The sequence below is a fragment of the Bacillota bacterium genome, assembly GCA_012837335.1.
Taxonomy (GTDB): Bacteria; Bacillota; Limnochordia; order Darwinibacteriales; family DTU012; genus DTU012.
Map to the genome: position 1 here is coordinate 1 of DURM01000038.1, position 2,000 is coordinate 2,000.

Sequence of the window (2,000 nt, forward strand, 5' to 3'; positions counted from 1 at the left end):
CAGCGTTCGTCCTGAGCCAGGATCAAACTCTCCAATAAAAATGGTTAAGTTTAATCTTTGCTCTTATTTGACAGAGCTGATAACTTTTAAAAAGTTACCCGCACTTCTGCTGTTTAGTTTTCAAAGTTCTGGCTGCCGTTTCAGCGACAGCTTGTTTATACTATCACACGGCAGGATGCTTGTCAACAAAAAATTTAAAAACTTTTATCCGAGGACAATGTAGCGGATCGCAGCCAACAGAAGTACTCCGGGCACTCCCAGCAATCCTGCGACAAGCACAGTGATTGGATTAATCGCCAGGTAGAGGCCAAAATAGCTGCCGGCTAGATTGAAGGTGGCTAGCAGCAGACCTCCGATAATGCCGTTAATTAGCAGCCGGGCAATTACACGCAGCGGTATCAGCATTAATCTTGCTAAAAAATAAAGAATAACCAATCCCAGCAGATAGGAGAAAACTATCGATACATTCATATCAATGCCTCCAAAAAAAGGGTTCGTCCCTAACATATATGTTAAGAACAAACCCTTTAGAACATCCAGCGTTGCTTATTCAGCTTTCTCCGTTTTCAGCCGTTTGAGGAGATACATATATTTCCGCTCAGCTGCTTCCAGTGAATAGATCGCATAATCAACTAATTCCGGATCAGATAAATTATCAAAATAACTGCGAGCAGCAAGCCAATCATTTTTCGCATTCTCGACCTGCTTTAACAACTCAGCCTCGGTATCCTGATATGCATCAACCTCCCCTGCATCGGGATCTGCTAAAAGCCACGATGCAAACCGATGCAGCAGCGAACTTCTCGGTTCCGCCATAATCCTCACCCCACTACTATACATATGCTGTGTTAGTATGGTTATTATGTGAGGATTTTATACAATCTATGGAATAATCACAGGATCCACTTTTGGCTGATATTTCTCCGCGCTAGATAAAACAACAGTGCGGCAAAAGCCAGCATAACTAAAACGTTGAACGATACATTAAACATTGAACCACCTACAACTGCCCCGTGCAGCAGATCGGCTCCGTAGGTCAAAGGCAGACAAAAGGAGATCGGTCTCAACAGAGCAGGCAGCTGCTTAATAGGAATAAACAGACCGCACAGAAACAGCATTGGAAAGCGAAAGAAATTCGAAAACGTTTGGGCCTCAAACACTTCCCTTGCCGATACAGCGATCACCAAGCCCAGCAGTGCTGATGTCACGGCAATCAGCACAACGCCAATCACGGCAGCTGTCCAATTTACACCACTTAGATTTATGAAAAAAGCAGCCAAGATGACTGGCACAAAGGCATTGAACATTCCAAATAAGACTGCTCCCAAAATTTTGGCAAAGACGAGCACCCCGATACTGAGTGGTGCGATCAGCAGGCGATCAAACGAACGCCCTTTTCTTTCAAAGGTAATCGTGACAGCCAGCATCGAAGTTGTTCCAAATAAAACACTCATGGCCATTAAACCTGGAAGCAGTTCTTCAATCCCGGTGCCACCTCCCGAGCGAATCAACTGCATCAGCGTCCAGGATAGAGGAAAAACTATCCCCCAGCTGATATTTGGCGGCTTTAAATAGTAAGTTTCAATATCCTTTTTCAAGATATTCCAGAAGGCGATTACAGTGTGCATTATTGGCTCACCTTCCCATCTGCAAATTCTTTACCAGCAGCATTTGTTATCTTAACAAACACTTCTTCTAGAGTTGGTTTAACCACCTCTGCTTCATAGACAGTAATGTCTCGAAAGGCAAACAACTGGAGAACTGGGCACAGGTCAATCCGCTCATTGGAAACGATCAAGCAGGACTTATCATCAACAATCTCCACCCTGCAGTTTGGAACACTATTTTCAAGTTCTGGCTTTAGATTGCCAATTAAGCCATTTGTCTGCAGCCGAACTTTATACTCCTGCCTTAACTCCTCCATTAACTCACCTACAGCACCGATCCTGACAATTTTTCCTCTTACTATAAAAGCAATTCGGTCACAAATTCGCTCCGCC

4 protein-coding genes are annotated in these 2,000 nt (G+C 44.0%); all 4 read right to left on the reverse strand.

The features are described 5' to 3' along the window. Window positions 1–204: 204 nt before the first annotated feature. Window positions 205–471, reverse strand: coding sequence for a pro-sigmaK processing inhibitor BofA (gene bofA / locus GX019_05455; protein ID HHT36607.1), 267 nt, complete (start codon window positions 469–471; stop codon window positions 205–207). A gap of 75 nt (window positions 472–546) precedes the next feature. Further along, window positions 547–816, reverse strand: a complete 270-nt coding sequence (locus GX019_05460) for a YaaL family protein (GenBank protein ID HHT36608.1) — start codon at window positions 814–816, stop codon at window positions 547–549. 77 nt (window positions 817–893) lie between these two features. Beyond that, the gene (locus GX019_05465; protein HHT36609.1) at window positions 894–1,628 is read right to left on the reverse strand and encodes an ABC transporter permease; all 735 of its coding nucleotides are present in this window, start codon (window positions 1,626–1,628) and stop codon (window positions 894–896) included. Beyond that, the gene (locus GX019_05470; protein ID HHT36610.1) at window positions 1,628–1,924 is read right to left on the reverse strand and encodes a hypothetical protein; all 297 of its coding nucleotides are present in this window, start codon (window positions 1,922–1,924) and stop codon (window positions 1,628–1,630) included. Before GX019_05470 ends, GX019_05465 begins: the two co-directional genes overlap by 1 nt. Window positions 1,925–2,000: the final 76 nt, after the last annotated feature.

Excerpts from the sequence above, each read along its gene's own strand:
- GX019_05465 (HHT36609.1), bottom strand. The coding sequence starts at position 1,628 with ATGCACACTGTAATCGCCTTCTGGAATATCTTGAAAAAGGATATTGAA.
- GX019_05470 (HHT36610.1), bottom strand. The coding sequence starts at position 1,924 with ATGGAGGAGTTAAGGCAGGAGTATAAAGTTCGGCTGCAGACAAATGGC.
- bofA (HHT36607.1), bottom strand. The coding sequence starts at position 471 with ATGAATGTATCGATAGTTTTCTCCTATCTGCTGGGATTGGTTATTCTT.
- GX019_05460 (HHT36608.1), bottom strand. The coding sequence starts at position 816 with ATGGCGGAACCGAGAAGTTCGCTGCTGCATCGGTTTGCATCGTGGCTT.